General features: G+C 68.7%; 16 protein-coding genes. 3 read left to right on the top strand and 13 right to left on the bottom strand.

The window, feature by feature from the left end; all coding sequences use genetic code 11:
• Nucleotides 1-162: 162 nt before the first annotated feature.
• The 3 genes from EOW66_RS17140 to EOW66_RS17130 are packed head-to-tail and all read left to right on the top strand — an operon-like array spanning nucleotide 163 to nucleotide 6,936.
• The gene (locus EOW66_RS17140) at nucleotides 163-3,603 is read left to right on the top strand and encodes a transglutaminase family protein (protein WP_128157516.1); all 3,441 of its coding nucleotides are present in this window, start codon (nucleotides 163-165) and stop codon (nucleotides 3,601-3,603) included.
• A 21-nt stretch (nucleotides 3,604-3,624) separates the two neighbouring features.
• Nucleotides 3,625-6,042 carry a circularly permuted type 2 ATP-grasp protein gene (locus EOW66_RS17135; RefSeq protein WP_128157514.1) on the top strand — a complete coding sequence of 806 codons (2,418 nt, stop codon included), beginning with the start codon at nucleotides 3,625-3,627 and terminating at the stop codon, nucleotides 6,040-6,042.
• A 9-nt stretch (nucleotides 6,043-6,051) separates the two neighbouring features.
• Nucleotides 6,052-6,936, top strand: a complete 885-nt coding sequence (locus tag EOW66_RS17130) for a transglutaminase family protein (RefSeq protein WP_128157512.1) — start codon at nucleotides 6,052-6,054, stop codon at nucleotides 6,934-6,936.
• A gap of 3 nt (nucleotides 6,937-6,939) precedes the next feature.
• Here EOW66_RS17130 and EOW66_RS17125 read toward each other — a convergent pair whose 3' ends face one another.
• From EOW66_RS17125 to frr, 13 genes are all read right to left on the bottom strand, one after another.
• Entirely contained in the window at nucleotides 6,940-7,224 is a 285-nt protein-coding gene (locus EOW66_RS17125) for a hypothetical protein (RefSeq protein WP_128157510.1), read from the bottom strand.
• Nucleotides 7,224-8,378: a lipid-A-disaccharide synthase gene (lpxB, locus tag EOW66_RS17120; RefSeq protein WP_128157508.1), complete on the bottom strand. Its 1,155-nt coding sequence runs from the start codon at nucleotides 8,376-8,378 to the stop codon at nucleotides 7,224-7,226. Before lpxB ends, EOW66_RS17125 begins: the two co-directional genes overlap by 1 nt.
• Nucleotides 8,375-9,187, bottom strand: coding sequence for an LpxI family protein (locus EOW66_RS17115; RefSeq protein WP_128157506.1), 813 nt, complete (start codon nucleotides 9,185-9,187; stop codon nucleotides 8,375-8,377). Before EOW66_RS17115 ends, lpxB begins: the two co-directional genes overlap by 4 nt.
• Entirely contained in the window at nucleotides 9,184-9,978 is a 795-nt protein-coding gene (lpxA, locus tag EOW66_RS17110; protein ID WP_128157504.1) for an acyl-ACP--UDP-N-acetylglucosamine O-acyltransferase, read from the bottom strand. Before lpxA ends, EOW66_RS17115 begins: the two co-directional genes overlap by 4 nt.
• 3 nt (nucleotides 9,979-9,981) lie before the next feature.
• A complete protein-coding gene (gene fabZ / locus EOW66_RS17105; protein WP_128157502.1) occupies nucleotides 9,982-10,443 on the bottom strand; it encodes a 3-hydroxyacyl-ACP dehydratase FabZ in 462 nt (153 codons plus the stop codon).
• Between the two features lie 80 nt (nucleotides 10,444-10,523).
• The gene (locus EOW66_RS17100) at nucleotides 10,524-11,219 is read right to left on the bottom strand and encodes an OmpH family outer membrane protein (protein ID WP_128157500.1); all 696 of its coding nucleotides are present in this window, start codon (nucleotides 11,217-11,219) and stop codon (nucleotides 10,524-10,526) included.
• A 9-nt stretch (nucleotides 11,220-11,228) separates the two neighbouring features.
• Nucleotides 11,229-13,604, bottom strand: a complete 2,376-nt coding sequence (gene bamA, locus EOW66_RS17095; protein WP_128157498.1) for an outer membrane protein assembly factor BamA — start codon at nucleotides 13,602-13,604, stop codon at nucleotides 11,229-11,231.
• A 217-nt stretch (nucleotides 13,605-13,821) separates the two neighbouring features.
• Complete coding sequence (locus EOW66_RS20455; protein WP_164879964.1) at nucleotides 13,822-13,995, bottom strand: hypothetical protein; 174 nt, start codon at nucleotides 13,993-13,995, stop codon at nucleotides 13,822-13,824.
• Between the two features lie 101 nt (nucleotides 13,996-14,096).
• Nucleotides 14,097-15,440: an RIP metalloprotease RseP gene (rseP, locus tag EOW66_RS17090; RefSeq protein ID WP_128157497.1), complete on the bottom strand. Its 1,344-nt coding sequence runs from the start codon at nucleotides 15,438-15,440 to the stop codon at nucleotides 14,097-14,099.
• 3 nt (nucleotides 15,441-15,443) lie between these two features.
• Nucleotides 15,444-16,622 carry a 1-deoxy-D-xylulose-5-phosphate reductoisomerase gene (gene dxr, locus EOW66_RS17085; RefSeq protein WP_128157496.1) on the bottom strand — a complete coding sequence of 393 codons (1,179 nt, stop codon included), beginning with the start codon at nucleotides 16,620-16,622 and terminating at the stop codon, nucleotides 15,444-15,446.
• Between the two features lie 3 nt (nucleotides 16,623-16,625).
• Complete coding sequence (locus tag EOW66_RS17080; protein ID WP_128157495.1) at nucleotides 16,626-17,444, bottom strand: phosphatidate cytidylyltransferase; 819 nt, start codon at nucleotides 17,442-17,444, stop codon at nucleotides 16,626-16,628.
• Entirely contained in the window at nucleotides 17,441-18,184 is a 744-nt protein-coding gene (gene uppS / locus EOW66_RS17075; protein WP_128157494.1) for a polyprenyl diphosphate synthase, read from the bottom strand. Before uppS ends, EOW66_RS17080 begins: the two co-directional genes overlap by 4 nt.
• Before the next feature lie 36 nt (nucleotides 18,185-18,220).
• A complete protein-coding gene (gene frr, locus EOW66_RS17070; RefSeq protein WP_113900178.1) occupies nucleotides 18,221-18,784 on the bottom strand; it encodes a ribosome recycling factor in 564 nt (187 codons plus the stop codon).
• Nucleotides 18,785-18,898: the final 114 nt, after the last annotated feature.

The raw sequence follows: 18,898 nt of genomic DNA, 5'->3' as shown, positions 1-18,898 counted from the left end.
GTCCGGGGCGAAGATTGCCGGGCCCGGCGCCGGCCAGCGGCCGCCCATTTTTTAAGCGCCCCGTCCGCTGCCGTCGCTTTCGGGCCCGCCCGTCATGCGTTTGGGGTGGTGGTGTCAGGGCCATCCCCTAATCTGGCCGCACCGAACGAAGAAGGCGCGACCATGGCGATTTACGCATCCATCTATCACCTGACGCATTACAAGTATGACCGGCCCGTCACTTTGGGCCCGCAGATCATCCGCCTGCGTCCCGCGCCGCATTCGCGCACCCGCGTGATCTCGCATTCGCTGAAGATCTCGCCCGGCGGGCACTTCGTGAATCACCAGCAGGACCCCTACGGCAACTGGCTGGCCCGCTTCGTTTTCCCCGAGCCGGTGACCGAGCTGAAGATCGAGGTCGATCTCGTCGCCGACATGACGGTCTACAACCCCTTCGACTTCTTCGTCGAGGAAAGCGCCGAGTTCTGGCCCTTCGACTATCCCGAGGAGCTGCGCGACGACCTGTCGATCTACCGCACGCCCGAGCCCGAGGGGCCGCTGCTGGCCCAGCTGCTCGGCACGATCGACTATTCAAAGACCCGCACCGTCGACTTCCTCGTCGCGCTGAATGCCCGGATCGCGCGCGGGATCAACTACACGATCCGGATGGAGCCCGGCGTGCAGACCCCCGACGAGACGCTCGCGCTGCGCTCGGGCTCGTGCCGCGACAGCTCGTGGCTCTTGGTGCAGGCGCTGCGCCATCTCGGCTTTGCCGCGCGCTTCGTCTCGGGCTACCTGATTCAGCTCAAGCCCGATGTCGTCGCGCTTGACGGGCCCGCGGGCACCGACCACGACTTCACCGACCTGCACGCCTGGTGCGAGGTGTTCCTGCCCGGCGCCGGCTGGATCGGGCTCGACCCGACCTCGGGGCTGCTCACCGGCGAAAGCCATATCCCGCTTGCCGCTACGCCGCATTTCCGCAATGCCGCGCCGATCGTCGGCGGCTTCTCCGCCATCGGCACGCCCGAGGTCAGCTTCGATTTCGACATGAAGATCAAGCGTGTGGCCGAACACCCGCGGATCACCAAGCCGTTCTCGGACGAGGCCTGGGAGCGGCTCAATGCGCTTGGCCGCAAGGTCGACGACACCCTGCGCGAGGGCGATGTGCGGCTGACCATGGGCGGCGAGCCGACCTTCGTCTCGGTCGATGATTTCGAATCGGCCGAATGGAACACCGACGCCGTCGGCCCGCAGAAACGCGGCCTTGCCGATACCCTGATCCGCCGGCTGAAGCGGCGCTTCGCGCCGGGCGGTTTCCTGCATTACGGCCAGGGCAAGTGGTATCCGGGCGAGAGCCTGCCGCGCTGGACCTTCTCGCTTTACTGGCGCAACGACGGGCTGCCGGTGTGGACGAATTCCGAACTGATCGCACGCGAGGATGCGCCGCGGCAGATGGGGGCGTCCGAGGCCGGCAAATTCATGTCGACCTTCGCGACGAAGCTCGGGCTCGACGGCAATTATGCCCAGCCCGCCTACGAGGATCCGGCCGAGTGGATCCTCAAGGAAGCCAACCTGCCGCCGAATGTCTCGCCGGAGAATTCCAAGCTGAAGAACGCCGAAGACCGCGCCCGCTATGCCCGCGTCTTCAATCGCGGCCTGACCGAGCCCTCGGGCTATGTGCTGCCGATCCAGCGCTGGTGGCAATCGGCCGACAGGCCGTCGCACTGGCGCTCCGAACTGTGGAAGCCGCGCCGCGGCCATATCTTCCTGATCCCGGGCGACAGCCCGGTGGGCTTCCGCCTGCCGCTCGGCTCGCTGCCCTACATCCCGCCGGCGCAATACCCCTACAGCTACCCGGCCGATCCGACAGTGCCGCACGCGCCGCTGCCCGACTATCAGGCCGTGGTCGCAGAGCGGCGCCGCAAGATCCAGGAGGAGATCGACCGCCTCGCCCAGGAAGAGGTCGAGCGCGCCGCGCTGATGCCCGAGGTGACGCCGGGCCATGCGCAGGGCTTCCGCCCCGGCGCGAAAGAGGCGGAGCGGCAGACATGGGTGCCGCAGGACGCCCATCTCGGCGATGGTATCGATCCCGCAATCGGCGCGGTGCGCACCGCGATCGCGATCGAGCCGCGCGACGGCCGGCTGTGCCTGTTCATGCCGCCCTGCGACACGCTCGAGGATTATCTCGAACTGATCGCCACCGCCGAGGCGACGGCAGCCGAGCTGAACCTGCCCATTCACATCGAGGGCTATGCGCCGCCGCATGACCCGCGGCTGAACGTGATCCGCGTCGCCCCCGATCCCGGGGTGATCGAGGTCAACATCCACCCCGCCCACAGCTGGGAGGATTGCGTCGCCACCACCGAGGCGATCTATGAGGAGGCGCGGCTGTCGCGCCTTGGCGCCGACAAGTTCATGATCGACGGCCGCCACACCGGCACCGGCGGCGGCAACCATGTCGTCGTCGGTGGCGCGACACCGAACGACAGCCCGTTCCTGCGCCGCCCCGACCTGCTGAAATCGCTGATCCTGATCTGGCAGCGCCATCCCTGCCTGAGCTACCTGTTCTCCGGCCTCTTCATCGGCCCGACCTCTCAGGCCCCGCGCCTCGACGAGGCGCGCCACGACACGCTCTACGAGCTCGAGATCGCGCTTTCGCAGATCACGCCGCCCTGGAAGGGGATGACGCCGCCGCCCTGGCTGGTCGACCGGCTCTTGCGCAACATGCTGACCGATGTCACCGGCAACACCCACCGCGCCGAGATCTGCATCGACAAGCTCTATTCGCCCGACGGGCCGACCGGCCGGCTCGGCCTGGTCGAGTTCCGCGGCTTCGAGATGCCGCCGCATCCGCGCATGTCTTTGGCGCAGCAACTGCTGCTGCGGGCGCTGATCGCGCGCTGCTGGATCGCCCCGGTCGAGGGCCGGCCGGTCCGCTGGGGCACGGTGCTGCATGACCGCTTCATGCTGCCGCACTACCTGTGGGAGGACCTGCTCAGCCTGCTTTCCGACCTGAAGAACCACGGTTTCGAGATGGATCCGGCCTGGTTCGAGGCACAGGCCGAGTTCCGCTTCCCGTTCTGCGGCCAGATCCAGGCCGAGGGCGTGCATCTCGAGGTGCGTCAGGCGCTCGAGCCCTGGCATGTGCTGGGCGAAACCGGCGCGATCGGGGGCACCGTGCGCTACACCGACAGCTCGGTCGAAAGGCTTCAGGTGAAGCTGACCACGCTCCATCAGGACCGCTACAAGGTGATGTGCAACCGCCGCCCCGTGCCGATGGCCAGAACCCAGACCTCCGGCGTCTCGGTCGGCGGCGTGCGCTTCAAGGCCTGGCAGCCGCCCGAGGCGCTGCACCCGACGCTGCCGGTGAATGCGCCGCTCGTCTTCGACATCTACGACACCTGGACGGGGCACGCGCTTGCCGGCTGCACCTATCACGTCGCCCATCCGGGCGGGCGCAACTATGACACCTTCCCGGTCAATGCCTACGAGGCCGAGGCGCGGCGCCTGGCCCGGTTCGAGCCCTTCGGCCACACCGGCGGCGTCTATGACCCCGCCAGCGAGACCCCGCATCCGGAATTCCCCTTGACGCTGGACCTGCGCCGGCCCATCGGACTTGTCTGACCAAAGAGCCAGAAATGAATCATGACCGAGCCCGCCCCGACGCCCCCTGCACCGGACCTGTTCTCCGATTACCGGCTCACCCCGGGCGTCGCGGACGAGCTGTTCGACGCCGAGGGCCGGATGCGGCCGGTCTGGCGCCGCTTCGTCGACCGGTTCTCGCGCCTCAACCGTGACGAGATTGCCGCGCGTTTCGAGCGCGGCAATCTCTATCTGCGCGATGCCGGGGTGTTCTTCCGGCAATATTCGAACGACCCGCTGCAGGAACGGGAATGGCCGCTCAGCCATATCCCGGTGATCCTGCACGAGGACGAATGGCAGGGCATCTGCGACGGGCTGGCGCAGCGTGCCGACCTGCTCGAGGAAGTCATGGCCGATCTTTACGGCCAGGGCCGGCTGGTGCGCGACGGCCATCTGCCGGCCGAGCTGGTCGCGGGCTCGCGGCAATGGCTACGGCCGATGGTCGGCGTGCCGCCGCGCGGCGGCCATTACCTGCATTTCCTCGCCTTCGAGGTCGGCCGCTCGCCCGACGGGTCGTGGCTGGTGCTTGGCGACCGCACGCAGGCGCCCTCGGGCGCGGGCTTTGCGCTGGAAAACCGGATGGCGACCGGGCGGATCTTCCCCGAACGCTTCCCGCGGGCGCATATCCACCGCCTCGCGGGCTTCTTCGGCGCCTATCGCGAGGCGCTGCAGCGGCTCGCGCAGGGGGCGGGCGGGCGCGAGCGGGCGGCGGGGATCCTCACCCCCGGCCCGCATAATGACAGCTATTACGAACATACCTATATCGCGCGCTACCTCGGGCTGATGCTGCTCGAGGGCGAGGACCTGCTGGTCGAGAACGGTCAGGCGATGGTGCGCACGATCGAGGGGCCGCAACCGCTGGGCGTGCTGTGGCGGCGCATCGACGGCGTCTTCGCCGACCCGCTCGAGCTCGATCCGTCAAGCCGGATCGGCACGCCGGGGCTGATGGAGGCGGTGCGGCTTGGCAACCTTGCCCTCGTCAATGCGCTCGGCTCGGGCGTGCTCGAGATGCGGGCGATGATGGCCTTCCTGCCGCGCATCGCCGAGGTGCTGGCGGGCGGGCCGCTGAAACTGCCGAACATCGCCACCTGGTGGTGCGGCGGCGACACCGAGCGCGCCTATGTCCGCGACAATGCCGCGCGGATGATGATCGGCCCGGCCTATGCCTGCGACCTGCCCTTCGACATCGGCGCCGAGACCGCGCGCGGCGGCGCCTTCCGCGACGGCGGCACCCGCTCGATCGCCGACTGGCTCGAGCGCGAGGGTCAGGGGCTTGTGGGCCAGGAGGCGGTGACGCTGTCGACGACCCCCGTCTGGGTCGATGCCGAGGATGGCGGCCGGGTCGAGCCGCGGCCGATGACGATCCGCATCTTTGCCGCGCGCACGCCGCGGGGCTGGCGCTTCATGCAGGGCGGCTATGCCCGGATCGGCAAGTCGGGCGACGCGACGGCGCTGGCGATGCAGCGCGGCGGCTCGGTCGCCGACGTCTGGGTGGTCTCGGACCGGCCGGTGCCGCAAGAGACCCTCGCGCCGCGCCCGACGCCCGATTTCCACCGCGCCACCACCGCGATCCTGCCCTCGCGCGCCGCCGACAACCTTTACTGGCTCGGCCGCTACGTCGAGCGCAGCGAAGACGCGATCCGCCTGATCCGCGCCTATCACCTGCGTCTGGCCGCCACCGACAACCCGAATGACGCGCGTCTGCTGCGGCTCGATGAGTTCCTCACCGGCTATGGCTATGACCTCGCCGAACCGGTGCCGGCGGCGCTGATCGACCGGCTCGAGGCGGCGCGCAGCTGCGCGGGCAAGGTGCGCGACCGGTTCTCGACCGATGGCTGGGCGGCGCTGAACGACATGCTGAAGACGGCGCGGCGGATGACCACCACGGCGCAGCCCGGCGATGACGCGGCGCGCGCGATGTCGGTGCTTTTGCGCAAGATCACCGGCTTTTCCGGCCTCGTGCACGAGAACATGTATCGCTTCTCGGGCTGGCGCTTCCTCAGCTTCGGCCGCGCGCTTGAGCGGGCGGATTCGCTTGCCGCGCTGCTGGCCACCTTTGCCGATGCCGAGGCGCCCGAGGGCTCGCTCGACATGGCGGTCGAGGTCGCCGACAGCGTCATCACCCACCAGCGCCGCTACCGGGTCGAGACCTCGCGCGATACCGTCGTCGATCTGCTCGCGCTCGACGCCGACAACCCGCGCGCGATCCTGTTCCAGGTGCAGCGGCTGCGCTACCTCGCCGAGGCGCTGCCGGATGCGCGCGAGAACGGCCGGCTGACGGCGCTGCTGCGCGCGATCGTGCCGGTGGAAAGCGCGCTGCTGATCGCCACACCGGCCGAAATCGACACCGGGCGGCTGTCGGCCCTGCGCGGCGATCTGGCCGGGATCTCGGATCTCATCGGCGCGGCGTATCTGCGGTAAGGGACTGACATGCTGTATGAAATCAGGCTCGCGATCGATTATGACTATGCCGCACCCTCGGATCACATCCGCAATCTGGTGCGGCTGCTGCCCTCCGATATCCCGGGCCGGCAGCGGGTGCTGTCGCGGCTGCTGACGGTCGAGCCGATGCCCGACGAGCGGCGCGAGGCGATTGATTTCTTCGGCAACCCGACGACCTCCGTCGCCTGGCATGCGCCGATCGGTGCGGTCTCGTTCCAGCTCGCCGCCAAGGTCGAGCGCCGCACCGCGGCGCCGAGCGGCGACCTCTCCGCCCTGCTCGACCGGCTGCCCGCCGAGATCGAGGCGCAGCAGAGCCTCGCCCCCGAGGTGCCGCACCACTTTCTGGGCGCAAGCCCCCGCGTCGCGCCGATGACCGAGACCACGGCCTTCGCCCGCAAGCAGCTGACGGCCGCGATGACGGCGCAGCAGGCGGTGGTGGCGATCGGGCGCGCACTGAACCGGGCGATGACCTTCGACGCCGAGGCGACCACCGTCGACACCTCGGCGCGCGAGGCCTTCGCGCAGCGCCGCGGCGTGTGCCAGGACTTCACCCATATCATGATCGCCGCGCTGCGCGGCATCGGCATTCCGGCGGGCTATGTCTCGGGCTTCCTGCGCACCTTCCCGCCGCCCGGCAAGCCGCGGCTCGAGGGCGCGGATGCGATGCACGCCTGGGTCCGGGCCTGGGTCGGTTTCGAGGCCGGCTGGATCGAGTTCGACCCGACGAACGACCAGTTCGCCGGCGACGATTACGTCACCATCGCCATCGGCCGCGACTATTCCGACGTCGCCCCGGTGCGCGGCGTGATGCGCACCGCGGGCGGCCACGAGACCCGCCAGGCAGTCGATGTGATCCCGCTCGAGAAGGCGTGAGGCTCAGCGCTGCGCCAGCCAGCCGGCCAGAGCCTCGATCCTGTCATGCGCCGGCGGGTGGTGGTTCAGGATGAAATCGCGCAGCCAGACCGCGCGCTCGGGCGGCAGCTGGCCGGTCAGCGCCCAGCTCACGCGGGCAAGCGCCTTGTCCGCATCGCGGTGGCAGCGCGCGCAGCTTGCCTCCCAGATCGCCTCGCCCGCCGGCTCCTCGATCGCCGACGTTCCCTCTCCGGCCCATGCCGGTGCCGCCAGCACCGCGAGCAGCCCAAACGCCCAAACGCCCCGCATCACCCCCTCCGTTCGATCGCCGCCAGCACCGAGCGCGCCGCGCGCAGCCCCGGCGCCTCGCCGCCTTCGCCAAGGCGGCGCATCGTTTCCTCCATCGCCGCGTGCTGATCGGCCCGCGCCTCGGGGCTTTCCAGAAGCCGCACGAGGGCGCGGCAGATCCGGTCTGGCCGGCACTCGGGGCCGAGGAATTCCGGGATCGCCCGGGTCTCGGACACCAGGTTGACCAGCGTCACCGTGTCGATCCGCAGCATCCGCCAGATGATGTGCCAGGTCAGGAAGCTCGCGTCATAGGCGATCACCATCGGCGTGCGGCTTGCCGCAAGTTCCAGGCTGACCGTGCCCGAGGCAGCCAGCGCCAGATCCGCCGCGGCGAAGGCCGCACGCTTGTCCGCCGCCTCCTCGACGACGATCGGCGCGACCGGCCAGCGCGTGGTCATTTCGCGCACCAGCGAGGAGACGCCGCGCACCGTCGGCAGCACCACCCGCAGCCCGGGTTCGCGGTCACGCAGCCGCATCAGCGCCTCGTCGAAGCGCGGCCCGAGCCGCTCGACCTCGCCGCGGCGCGAACCGGGCAGGCACAGCACCAGCGGCTGCTCGTCGCCGATGCCATGGCGCTCGCGGAACAGCGCGGCCTCGACGGCACTCGCCCGCGGCTCGGCGACCACCGGATGGCCGACGAAATCGCAGCTCATGCCGGCGGCTTCCATATAGGGCGGCTCGAACGGCAACAGTGCCAGAACGTGGTCGATCACCTGCGCCATCTTCGCCGCGCGCCCGGGGCGCCAGGCCCAGACCGAGGGCGCGACGTAATGGATGGTGCGCAGATCCGGCCGCGCCGCCTTGACGAGGCGGGCGACGCGCAGCGAGAAGTCGGGGCTGTCGATGGTGACAAGCGCGGCCGGCGCGGCCCCGAGCACCGCCTGCGCGGTCTCGGCGATGCGGCGCTTGAGCTGGCGATATTTCGGCAGCACCTCGGCGAGGCCCATCACCGAGAGCTCTTCCATCGGGAACAGGCTGACGAGGCCCTCGGCCTCCATCAGCGGGCCGCCGACGCCGGCGAACTCGACGCCCGGCGCAAGCGCCTTCATCCCGGCCATCAGCGCCGCGCCGAGCTTGTCACCCGAAGCCTCGCCCGCGACCAGGAACAGCCTCATCCTGCCCGCCCCCACAGGAAAATGCCGGCGGTCTCGGCCGCGGCGACGGTCGCGGCGCGGTCAAGGAGCAGCACCCCCCCCGCCTCGAAGGCAATGCCGGAAAGCCCCGCCGCGGCGGCCTTCGCCACCGTTTGCGGCCCGATCGCCGGCAGGTCGATGCGCCGGTCCTGCCCGGGTTTCGGCGCCTTGAAGAACAGCCCGCCCGCCGGTGCGGGGTGCAGCGCACGATATCCGGCGACGAAATCAAGCATCGCATCGGTGCCCGGCAGGCTCTCGACCGCAAGGCAGAGCCCGCGCGCGACAACCGCGCCCTGCCCGACATCGACCGAACCGAGCGCGGCGACGATCGCCGCCGCACGCTCGGCGTCGGCCTCGTCCGCCGCGGTCACGGCGCCGGTCAGCACGCCGGCGCCCGGCACCAGAGCGGGCGCGATCTCGTCGGCCCCGACGGCGACAAGGCCCCAGTCCTCGAACAGCTCGATCACCGCGCGCAGCGTCGCGTCATCTCCCGCCTGCATCGCGCCGACGAGCCGCGGCACCAGCATTGCGGTCTGCGCGTCGAACATCTCGGGTTCGATCTTCGGGCGGCGGATCGCGCCGGCAAAGCAGACCCGCGACACGCCCCGCGCGACGAGCGCGTCAAGGAAGGGCACCAGCCGCTCGATGCGGAAGCGCAGCGGCTCGGCCCCCGGCACAGCCGAGGGAAAGCCGTCAAGCTCGCACACCAGCATCCCCGGCGCCGCCGCCGCCAGCAGCGCCGGCAGCCCGCCCGTCCCCGCGATCAGCGCGGTTTCGGAGCCGGCGCTCATCGCGGCGTCAGGAAGCTGCGGTCCGACGGACCGAGAATGAAATCAAGCACCTCGCGGGCAAGCGCGCTGTCGGTGCCCTCGTCATGCAGCTTGCGTGCCTGTTCGCGGAAATTGCCTTCGGACAGCGCCATGTAAAGCTCGCGCAGCGCGCCGATCTCGGCGCGCGACACACCGCGCCGTTTCAGCCCGACGAGGTTCAGCCCCTCGAGCTGCGCCCGCGGCCCGGCAACGAGCGCATGCGGGATCACGTCCGAGGTCACCATCGACAGCGCGCCGATGATCGCGCCATGGCCGATGCGCACCCATTGGTGCACGCCCGACAGCCCGCCGACGATCACGTCATCCTCGATGTGGCAATGCCCGGCGATCGCGACCGAATTCACCAGGATCACCCGGTTGCCGATGGTGACGTCATGGGCGACATGGCTCGAGGACATGAACAGCCCGTCGTCACCGACCCGGGTGACGCCGCCGCCGCCCTCGGTGCCGGGGTTCATCGTCACATATTCGCGGATCCGGTTGCGCTTGCCGATCACCAGGCGGGTCTTCTCGCCCTTGTATTTCAGGTCCTGCGGCACCTGACCGAGCGAGGCGAAGGGAAAGACGGTGGTGTCCTCGCCGATCTCGGTCAGCCCGGAGACCACCACATGCGACTTCAGCTCGACGCCCTCGGCAAGCACGACCTCGGGCCCGATATGGCAGAACGGGCCGATATGGACCCCCGCGGCGATCGAGGCGCCCTCTTCGATGACGGCGGAAGGATGAATGACGGCGCCCGGATCAATGCTCATGGATCAGGCCTTGAGGTCCATCATCGCGGTGAATTCCGCCTGCGCGGCAAGCTGGCCGTCGACCAGCGCCTGGCCCTCGAACTTCCAGATCCTGCCGCCGCCGCGCTTCACCTTCACATGCATCTCGAGCACGTCGCCCGGCACCACCTTGCGGCGGAACTTCACCCCGTCGATGCCCATGAAATAGGTGGCGAGCGGCTTGTCGATGACGTTGAGCGAGATCCCCACGACGATCGCCGCGGTCTGCGCCATCGCCTCGACGATGGTGACGCCGGGCATCACCGGCTCGTCCGGGAAATGGCCCTGGAAATGCGGCTCGTTGCAGGTGACGTTCTTGATGCCGACGGCCGACTCGAAGGGCACGATGTCGCGCACCTTGTCGACCAGCAGGAACGGGTATCGGTGCGGAATGATCCGCTTGATCAGGCTGAGATCGGCAAAGGTATGGGGGGCGGGTTCGGTCATCATCTGTCCTTGATCATCAAGCGTCCGCGGTCGAGCCTTGCTAACAACGCAGGCGCCGCTTGGCAAGAATGCGGGCGGCCTCAGTTGCCCTGAGTGGCCGGCGCGGCGGGAGTTTCAGGCGCCGCCGTCCCGGGTGCCGCGGCCCCCTCGGTGCCGGGGCCGGGAGCCGGCGTCCCGGCCGGCGGCGGTCCGTCGCCCACCTTCTCGTCGACGAGGCGGGCCAGATCGTCGGTGACGTCGGCCTCGGCCAGCCCGCGGATAATCACCCGCCGGTCAAGCACGACAACCGCGCCGCGTTTCGTCAAGATGTCATCGAGCATCGGCGTCACCGCCTCGAGGAAGGCCTGCCGGTCCTCTTCGAACCGCCGCGACAGCGCCTGCGCCTTCGCCTTTTGCGCGTTGCGAATGCCCGTCGCGCGCTCGTCGAAGGCGTTTGCCTCGGCGCGGAAGGCCTTCGGGTCCATCGTCGCGCGCCGTTCGGTCAGCGCCTTCTCCTCGGCGATCAGGTCGTCGGCGATGCGGTTGTTCTCGTCCGACAGCGCCCGCGACTCGTTGGCGAGATCGGCGCGGATGCGCTTGCCCCAGCGGGTCGCCTCGAACAGGGCCTCCCAGTCGAGGGTCAGCACCGGGCTTGGCACGCGGATCACCGTGTCGCCATGGCCCTGCGCCTGCTGCGCGGAGACCGGCACCGCGGCGAGGCCGGCAAGCCCCGCCGAAAGCACGACGAGGCCGAGGCGAAGCCCCGGCCCCCCGATGAAACGCGACAAGATCCGCATCGCCCGGCCTCAGAACTGCGTCGAGATCGTCAGGTCGAAGTTCTGTTCCTTGTCGTAGTCTTCCTTCTTGATCGCCTTCGAGAAGTTCAGACGCAGCGGGCCGATTGCCGAACGCCAGAACACCGAGAAGCCGACCGCCGAGCGCAGGTGCATGCTGTCGTCGACAGTGCCGGTCGCGCCGGCGGTATCATCCAGCCCCCAGAGCGAGCCGATATCCCAGAACAGGCCGCCGGTGACGCCGTATTCCTCGGGAATGCCGATCGGGAATTCGCTCTCCATCCGCAGCGCGGCAAAATACTTGCCGCCGAGCGCATCCTTGTTCGGCGCGGTGAGGTCGCGCGGGCCATAGCCGTTCGATTCGAAGCCGCGGATCTTGCCGTTGCCCGAGAAACGGTCGAGCAGCGTCAGCTTGGTGTTGCTGCGCTTGTTCACCATGCCGCCTTCCAGCTCGGCGCGCAGCGTCACCTCCTCGTTCCAGACCTTGCGCTCGGCGCGCAGCAGAGCGGTGGAGGTCAGGCTGTCGACATCGCCGCCGAAGCCCGCGAGATCCTGCGACAGCTTGAAGGTGAAGCCATAGCGCGGGTCGATGCCGGTGCGGCGCGTGTCCCAGGTGTAGCTGTAGCCGAGCGACGAGGTGTCCTTCTCGCCCGCTTCCCGGGTCAGGATCGGCGAGGAGCCGGTGGCGTCGTTCGTAGACGGATCGCCGTCCGGATCCGGGTTATACGCGGTCAGGCCATAGAGCTTGTCGCGGCTGAAGGTGTAGCGCAACTCGAGCCGGGAATTCTCGGCCAGCGGGAACTCGATCGAGGGCGAGATCCCCTGCCGGCGCGTCGAATAATCGGAGTTGTCGTTATCGGTGGTATTGTACCACATGTGATAGCGGAACTTCAGGTCGCGCCCGAGCAGATAAGGCTCGATGAAGTCGAGATCGCTTTGCTGCGTGCCCGAGGTCGTGCCGATCTGCACGCCGAGATACTGGCCGCGGCCGAGGAAGTTCGATTCCTGCAGCCCGACGTTCACCCCAAAGCCCGACGAGGCGCCATAGCTTGCACCGAAGCTGAGCGAGCCGGTGGGTTGCTCTTCGACGTTGACGTCGACGATGACCTGATCGGGGCCCGAGCCCTGACGGGTGTTCACATCGGCCTTGGTGAAGAAGCCAAGCGCGCGGATGCGTTCCGCCGAGTTGCGGATCTCGCGCGGGTTGAAGGGGTCGCCTTCGACGGTGTGGAACTCGCGCCGGACCACGCTGTCGAGCGTGGTGGTGTTGCCCTCGATGTCGATGCGCTCGACGAAGACGCGCTCGCCGCGCACCAGCGCGAATTCGACGTTCAGGGTCTGGGTCTTCGGATCGCGGGTGATGCGCGGATCGACGCGCACGAAGTTCGCCCCCTTGCGCAGCGCCGTCTCTTCCATCCGGGTGATGGCGAGGTCGATGGCCGTGGGCGAATAGATCACCCCTTCGCGGATCTTCGCGAGCTTCTCGAAGTCCTTCGCGTCAAGCTCGGGCACCTCGGAGACGGTGCTGATCTTGCCGAAGTGATACTGCTGACCTTCGCGGATGTTGAAGGTCATGAAGAAGCCCTGGCGGTCGCGCGCCATTTCCGACGACACGCCGGTGACCTGCACGTCGGGGTAGCCGCGCGAGTGGTAGAAGTCGGTCAGCAGCTGGCGGTCGAGATCGACGCGATCGGCGACGAAGCTGTCGCGCTGGATCAGCCGGTGCAGGATGCCCGCCTGCTTGGTCTGCAGCACGTCGCGCAGACGACGATCGGAATAGGCGGTGTTACCGGTGAAGCTGATGCGCTCCACTTCCGAAACATAGCCTTCCTTCACCTCGAACACGACGTCGACGCGGTTGTTCGGGCGCTTGATCACCTTCGGATCGACGCGGACGTTCGGGCGCCCGGCATCGGCATAGCCCTTGGCGATCGAGGCGGCGTCGGCCTCGACCATCGCCGGGTTGTAGACCTTGCGCGGCTGCGTCTTGACCTGCGAGGCAAGGACCGAATCCTTCAGCACCTTGTTGCCTTCGAAGGAGACGATGTTGACGCTCGGGAACTCCTGCACCCGGATCACCAGCGTGCTGCCCTGCGGCACCAGATCGACCTTTTCGAACAGGCCCGAGCCCTGGATCCGCTGATAGGCGTCATTGAGCTGCGCCGCGCTCACCGCCGAGCCGCGCGCGATCTTGGCATAGGCGAGAATCGTCGCCGCCTCGATCGTGTCGTTGCCTTCGATCTTCACCTGCGAAAAGCGATATTCCTGCGCCATCGCCGCCACCGGCGGCAACGCTGCGGCGAAACCGCCGCCCAGAAGCGTCACCGCGACAAGCCGGGTCGTGAGAAGGGAACGCCCGAGAAATGCGTTCTTCCGCCGGTTCGTCATTGCCTGTCACCCCGCCCTGTATTTCTCTCAGACTGCAAGATCGTGAGTAGCTGGAAAGGGGAAGCTTGTCAAAACCGCAAGATGTCGGAATCGCCGCCTTGGCGGCATTCGTTCCGGGGCGTTGCGCCATTGCCCGCCGAGCCGGCACAAAGCCGCCTGCCGCGCCATGGCGGGCATGGTGCGGCGCGCGGTCCGGGACGGAGAAACCGCTTCCGGATCAGAGCTGATAGGGCGAGCCTGCGGCCGGGCCGAAGAGCTGGACCAACTCGTAGCCGAGCACCCCGCCGATCATCAGCGCGATCAGGATTGCAGCCGGGGCCATCAGGCGATCAAGCGCCAGATCGACGACGAGCGACAGGCCGCGATGGCTGTCTGCGAGCATCATTTGCATGATCGACCCCTCCTGCGTGCGGACCTTCCGCGCAGCTTCAGATAGTCGATCATTGTGGCCGAATTGCGGCCAGGTCGCGCCGGCGCGGCGCTCAGCGGCGCTCAGGGGCAGAAGATGTCGTTCCACAGCCCGAACAGCATCATCGTCAGCACCAGCGACAGGCCGAGCGCGGTGAGCAGGTTCATCGCCCGGTCCGACGGCGGCTTGCCGGTGACGGCCTCCCAGACGTGGAACATCAGATGCCCGCCGTCGAGCACGGGAATCGGGAACAGGTTCAGGAAGCCGACGGCCGTCGACAGCACCGCGACAAACCAGATGAAGCTCGCGGTGCCCGCCTTCGCCGCCGCCGCCGAGCCCTGCGCAATGCCGATTGCGCCATGCAGGTTGCACGAGGAGATCTGACCGAGAATCATGTGCTTGAGCGCCGAGACCGAGGAGGCGACAACCTCCCAGGTCTGCACCGCCCCGCCCTTCACCGCCTCGACCACGCCGGTCGGGCGGGTGCGCGGGGTGAAGACCGGCTCGCCCGTTGCGCCGATCATCCAGCGCGTTTCGAATCCCCCCGCAGCGGTCGGGACGTCGGTGCGGCGCGGGGTCAGCGTCATCTGAAGCGTTTCGGCCCCGTCCTTGCCCGGCCGCCAGACCGTCAGCGCCACGGGGGCGCCTTCGCTGGCCGTCACCTTCTGCTGCAGATCGGTAAAGCGCCAGACCGGCGCGCCGTCGATCGCGGTGACCACGTCGCCCGCAGCCAGCCCCGCGGCATAGGCCGCCGAAGACGGCACCACCCCGCTCAGCCGCGGCGGGAACAGCTGCGGCCCGCTGACCTCGGCCGGCTGCCCGTCGCGCTCGACCCGCCAGGTGAGCGCAGGCTGCGACGGCAGCTCATCCGTCACCGCGCTCAGCGTCGCGTAATCGGGCGTGTCGCGCCCCTCGATCGCCAGCACCCGGTCGCCGACGCGCAGATCGCCCGTGCCGCCCGGCAGAACCGCAAGCTGCCCCACCGTCGGCACATCGGTCGCGGTGCCGGTCCAGATCATCATGCCGGCAAAGATCGCGATCGACAGCACGAAGTTGAACACCGGCCCCGCCGCCACCGTCACCGCCCGTGCCCAGAGCGGTGCACCGTGCATGGTGTGGCGCTTTTCCTCGGGACTGAGCCCGGCCATCGCGCCCTCGTCGGCGCCCGCCGAGGCGGCATTCGCATCGCCGAGGAACTTGACGTAGCCGCCGAGCGGGATCGCCGAGACCTGCCAGCGCGTGCCGTGCTTGTCGACGCGCGACAGCAGCCGCGGCCCGAAGCCGATCGAGAAGGCCTCGGCCTTGATCCCCGACCAGCGGCCGACGATGTAATGGCCGAACTCGTGCACCGTCACGATGATCATCAGCGCGACGACGAAGGCCACCAGCGTGTAAAGCGCGCTGCCGAAATCGGGGAGAAACTCCAAGGGTCAGATCCTTCCGGTCGAAATTCTTTCGCGCCCGCGGGTGCGGGCTTCGGCATCGGTATGCAGGACGTTATCGAGGCTGACGGCGGCATTTCCAAGCCCTTGCCGCGCGCACATGTCCGCGAGCACCGACTCGACCAGCCGCGCCATGTCGAGAAAGCCGATCTGCCCCGCGATGAAACCGTCGAGTGCGACCTCTTTTGCCGCGTTGAAGGCCGCCCCCGCGGTGCCGCCGATCGCCATCACCTCACGCGCGAGGCGCAGCGCCGGGAAGCGGACCGGATCGGGGGCGCGGAAGCTGAGCGATCCGATCTGCGCCAGGTCGAGCCGCGCCACCGGCAGCTCGGCCCGCTCGGGCCAGTTCAGCGCATAGCCGATCGCATGGCGCATGTCGGGCGCGCCCAGATGCGCCATCAGCGCCCCGTCGCGGAAGCCGACCAGCGCATGCACCAGGCTCTCGGGGTGCACGAGAACCTCGATGATATCGGGATCGACGCCAAAAAACTCTTTCGTTTCGATGACTTCCAGCGCCTTGTTGAACATCGAGGCGCTGTCGATGGTGATCCGCTGCCCCATCGCCCAGTTCGGATGGGTCGAGGCCGCGGCGACGGTCGCGGTGGCGAGCCGCTCAAGCGGCCAGTCGCGGAAGGCACCGCCCGAGGCGGTGATGATGATCCGTTCGACCGCCGCCATCTCCTCGCCGACGAGGGCCTGAAAGACCGCCGAATGCTCGCTGTCGACGGGCAGGATCCGCGCGCCGCGCCGCCGCGCCTCGGCCAGAAGCAGCGGCCCGGCGGCGACCAGGCTTTCCTTGTTGGCGAGCGCGAGCGTCGTGCCGTGCTTCAGCGCCGCGAAGCCGGGCGCGATTGCCGCCGCCCCGACGATGGCCGACATGATCCAGTCGGCCGGCCGCTCGGCCGCCTCGATCAGCGCCGCCGGGCCCGCCGCGGCCTCGATCCCCGAGCCGTGCAGCGCCGCGCGCAGCGCCGGCAGCCGGTCCTCATGCGCGGTCACCGCGACCTCGGCGCGCAGCTCGCGCGCCTGGCTCGCCAGCAGGTCGACATTGTGGCCGCCGGTCAGCGCCACCACCTGAAACGCCTCTGCACCGCCCTGCCGCACCAGCAGGTCGAGCGTGTTCACACCGATCGAGCCGGTGGAGCCGAAAACCGAAACCTTGCGCATCCGTCACATCCCGTCGAAGGGCAGCCGCATGAATTTCATCACGATCAGCAGGAAAACCACCGCCCCGATCAGCGCGTCGAACCGGTCGAGCACGCCGCCATGGCCGGGGATCAGGTGCGAGCTGTCCTTCACACCCGTCCGCCGCTTGATCGCGCTTTCCGCGATATCGCCCATCTGCCCGGCGAAGGCGGTGAGCGGCGACAGCCACACAAGCGTCCAGCCGCCCCAGCCGAGCGCGGCAAAGCCCACCCCCACGGCCACCGCGCCGATCCAGCCCGCGACGGTGCCCGACCAGGTCTTCTTCGGGCTGACCCGCGGCCAGAACTTCGGCCCGCCGATCGCGCGGCCGGCGAAATAGCCCGCCACGTCCGAAACGACGACGATGGTCACGATCCACAGGATCACCAGCGCCCCCGCGTTGATGCGCAGCACGATCAGCCCATAGCTCGCCGCCATCACCGCAAAGGCGTAAAGCGCAAAGACCAGACGGTCGCGCCGCGGCAGCGCCGCGCCCACGATCACCGGCACCAGCAGCGCCCAGCGGGTGAGCGCGCCCGGCCAGTAGAGCACCACCGCCATCAGGGCCGCGGCCAGCAGGGCAAGCCCCACCGAGGGGCCGCGCCCGCTGCCTGCCGGCGTCGTCATCGTCGCCAGCTCCCAGATCATCAGCCCGCAGACGACCACCGCGAGCAGGCCGAAGGTCTTGCCGCCCAGCCAGATCGTGATGGCGCCGATCGCCACCATCACCAGCCCGGAAAGCACCCGCGGCCGCAGGTCGGTCCAGCGCGAGCCGGTGGCCGGTGTCGTGCCCTGGGTGCTCATGCCTTCGCTCCGCCAAAGCGCCGCTCGCGGGTGCTGAACACCGCAAGGACCTTCTCGAGCTCGGCCGGACCGAAATCGGGCCAGAGCGTGGGGGTGAACTCGTATTCGGAATAGGCCGCCTGCCAGGGCAGGAAATTCGAGGTCCGGGTCTCGCCCGAGGTGCGGATCACCAGATCCGGGTCGGGAATGCCCGCGGTGTCGAGCCGGGCGGCAAAGGCCGCCTCGTCGATCGCGTCGGGGGCGATGCGGCCTGCGGCGGCATCTTCCGCCAGCCGCACCGCAGCGCGGCGCAGCTCGTCGCGGCCGCCGTAATTGATCGCCACGGTCAGATTCAGCCGGGTGTTCGGCGCGGTGCGCGCCTCGATCCCGGCCATCAGCGCCTGCAGCTTCGGATCGAGCCGTTCGCGCGCGCCGATGAAGCGCATCCGCACGCCTTCGCCCGAGAGGCCGTCGGCCTCCTTCTCGATGTAGCGCGCGAAGATGCCCATCAGGCCGAGCACCTCCTCGGTCGAGCGCTTCCAGTTCTCGGTCGAAAAGGCATAGACGGTGAGCCAGCGCACGCCCAGATCCGGGCAGGCGCGGACGATCTCCTTCACCCGCTCGGCGCCGCGGCGGTGGCCGACGAGCCGCGGCCAGCCGCGGTTCTTCGCCCAGCGGCCGTTGCCGTCCATGATGATGGCGACATGCGGCACGCCGTAATCGACGGGGCCACAGCCGGCCAGGGGCTCACTCGCGGGCATCAAAGGCCTCTTTGCTTGCGGGGACTGCAGGTCGGCTCAGACCTGCATGATCTCCGCCTGTTTCGCCTCGAGTGCCTTGTCGATGACGGCGATATGCTTCTTCGTCAGCTCCTCGACCTCGGATTCCCAGAACTTCACGTCGTCCTCGGACATGCCCGAGGCCTTCGCCTTCTTGATCTGGTCCATGCCGTCGCGGCGCACGTTGCGGATCGCGACGCGGGCGCTTTCGGCATATTGCGCGGCGACCTTGGTCAGCTCCTTGCGGCGTTCCTCGTTCAGTTCGGGGATCGGCAGCATGATGATCGGGCCGTTGGTCTGCGGGTTGATGCCGAGGCCCGACTCGCGGATCGCCTTCTCGACCTTGTTGATCAGGCCCTTGTCCCAGACGTTGACAGTGACCATCCGCGGCTCGGGCACGTTGATCGTGCCGACCTGGTTGATCGGCGTCAGCGAGCCGTAGGCGTCGACCAGGATCGGCTCCACCATCGAGGCAGAGGCACGGCCGGTGCGCAGCGAGCCGAATTCATGCTTGAGCGAGGCCATCGCGCCTTCCATGCGGCGTTCGAGGTCGTCGGTGTCGATTTCGATGTCGTCGGACATGGGTTATCCCCCGGATCTTGAAGTCTGTCTTTCTTTAGCCGCAGCGCGCGGCCTTGGGTAGGGCTTTCGGGGGCCAGCCCCCGAACCCCCGGAGTATTTCGGCCAGGAAAAGGC

Origin of the sequence: Paenirhodobacter huangdaonensis (assembly GCF_004022465.1) — a bacterium.
GTDB lineage: Bacteria > Pseudomonadota > Alphaproteobacteria > Rhodobacterales > Rhodobacteraceae > Rhodobacter > Rhodobacter huangdaonensis.
The sequence above is the reverse complement of the archived record's forward strand: the minus strand, read 5'-3'. Positions and strand labels throughout refer to the sequence as shown.

Bases quoted from the DNA above. Each gene is read 5' to 3' on its own strand.
- EOW66_RS17140 (WP_128157516.1), top strand. From the start codon at position 163: ATGGCGATTTACGCATCCATCTATCACCTGACGCATTACAAGTATGAC.
- EOW66_RS17135 (WP_128157514.1), top strand. From the start codon at position 3,625: ATGACCGAGCCCGCCCCGACGCCCCCTGCACCGGACCTGTTCTCCGAT.
- EOW66_RS17130 (WP_128157512.1), top strand. From the start codon at position 6,052: ATGCTGTATGAAATCAGGCTCGCGATCGATTATGACTATGCCGCACCC.
- EOW66_RS17125 (WP_128157510.1), bottom strand. From the start codon at position 7,224: ATGCGGGGCGTTTGGGCGTTTGGGCTGCTCGCGGTGCTGGCGGCACCG.
- lpxB (WP_128157508.1), bottom strand. From the start codon at position 8,378: ATGAGGCTGTTCCTGGTCGCGGGCGAGGCTTCGGGTGACAAGCTCGGC.
- EOW66_RS17115 (WP_128157506.1), bottom strand. From the start codon at position 9,187: ATGAGCGCCGGCTCCGAAACCGCGCTGATCGCGGGGACGGGCGGGCTG.
- lpxA (WP_128157504.1), bottom strand. From the start codon at position 9,978: ATGAGCATTGATCCGGGCGCCGTCATTCATCCTTCCGCCGTCATCGAA.
- fabZ (WP_128157502.1), bottom strand. From the start codon at position 10,443: ATGACCGAACCCGCCCCCCATACCTTTGCCGATCTCAGCCTGATCAAG.
- EOW66_RS17100 (WP_128157500.1), bottom strand. From the start codon at position 11,219: ATGCGGATCTTGTCGCGTTTCATCGGGGGGCCGGGGCTTCGCCTCGGC.
- bamA (WP_128157498.1), bottom strand. From the start codon at position 13,604: ATGACGAACCGGCGGAAGAACGCATTTCTCGGGCGTTCCCTTCTCACG.
- EOW66_RS20455 (WP_164879964.1), bottom strand. From the start codon at position 13,995: ATGCAAATGATGCTCGCAGACAGCCATCGCGGCCTGTCGCTCGTCGTC.
- dxr (WP_128157496.1), bottom strand. From the start codon at position 16,622: ATGCGCAAGGTTTCGGTTTTCGGCTCCACCGGCTCGATCGGTGTGAAC.
- EOW66_RS17080 (WP_128157495.1), bottom strand. From the start codon at position 17,444: ATGAGCACCCAGGGCACGACACCGGCCACCGGCTCGCGCTGGACCGAC.
- uppS (WP_128157494.1), bottom strand. From the start codon at position 18,184: ATGCCCGCGAGTGAGCCCCTGGCCGGCTGTGGCCCCGTCGATTACGGC.
- frr (WP_113900178.1), bottom strand. From the start codon at position 18,784: ATGTCCGACGACATCGAAATCGACACCGACGACCTCGAACGCCGCATG.